The organism is Dyadobacter sp. CY261 (assembly GCF_021440085.1).
Classification (GTDB): domain Bacteria; phylum Bacteroidota; class Bacteroidia; order Cytophagales; family Spirosomataceae; genus Dyadobacter.
In genome coordinates, this window is sequence record NZ_JAKCPW010000066.1 from 1 (window position 1) to 1116 (window position 1116).

Annotated in this window: 2 protein-coding genes; both read left to right on the forward strand. The window is 50.5% G+C overall.

Going from position 1 to position 1116, the window contains the following annotated elements:
- The coding region (locus LZD49_RS35360) for a hypothetical protein (protein WP_234673373.1) at positions 1-483 on the forward strand (483 nt) is incomplete at its 5' end.
- Positions 480-1116, forward strand: a 637-nt coding sequence (locus LZD49_RS35365) for a relaxase/mobilization nuclease domain-containing protein (protein WP_234673375.1), incomplete at its 3' end; no start/stop codon positions are given. The genes LZD49_RS35360 and LZD49_RS35365, both read left to right, overlap by 4 nt.

The following is a 1116-nucleotide window of genomic DNA, read 5'->3' on the forward strand; positions in this document are numbered from 1 at the left end:
AGGCCCCAGAAAAGAACGCTGCCGAAGGCGACCGCCGAAACAATCCGGATTCTCGAGCAGCTAGCGGGAATACTATCGCTCGCTATTTTAAAGACCAAAGACCACCCGATGCTTTCTATGCAGTGGCAGCAGAGCAGCCAGCGGGTGCGCTTGCTCGCTGACCTTATCACCCGCTGGGTTTTTGAAAGCTTTGAGATCCGTAGCTTTCAAAAGACGATTACTGAGATCGACTGCTGGATTACATCCCTGTCGGACTATCTGGGCCAGGTACTGGGGCCGGGAGAGAGCAAGGAGCAAATCCTTCGGGAAGCATGGGGAATGGCCCGATCCGCACGCCAGCTGCTTTCAAAATATGAAAGCTACTATGTTGGGCCCTTGCAGGAACTTGCACCTACCTGGAAAAACGAGGCGGCAGATATCGCCTCTGTCCACTTCGAGATTGAAAACGCGGTCAGGGAATTCATCCAGCAAACAAGCAAATGATCGGAAAAGCAGGTTTGGGCAGCTACGCTAAAGGAATTTTGCAGTACTGCTATTATCAGAAGGGTCAGCAAACTACGGCGGGCGAGCGACTCGAAGGACAAAGCGTCAGAGGGGAGCTGGTTTATATTCAGAACCTTGCCCTCAAAACCGCCCCTGACGGGACGCTGGATCTGGACTACCTGGCCCGCCAGTACACAGACAACCACTCCAAAAACAAGAAGCTGACCAAATACGTCTGGCATCAGTCATTCAGCTTTTCGCCAGGCGAAAAGCCCAGCAATGACAAGATCATGCAGATATCGACCGAATTTGCCAAAGAGTTTGGCTTCGAGCATAACCAGATGGTGGTTTTTAAGCATGAAGATTCGGCCAATTTGCACTTTCACATTATTGCCAACCGCATCAATCATAACGGAAAGAACACCGCTGATCACTTCAAAAACTATGCACGGACCGGCAAGTTCTGCCGCAGGATGGAAAATGAGCTAAGCTTGGTACCTACGCGCGACATGCGGATCAACCGGGCACCCGGCCAGCAGATTCACTTAGCGGACAAGGCGCATTTGAAACTAAGATCTTTAATTGACCATTTGATGCCACAAGTCTCTTCGATACAGGATTTAAAAGAGCATT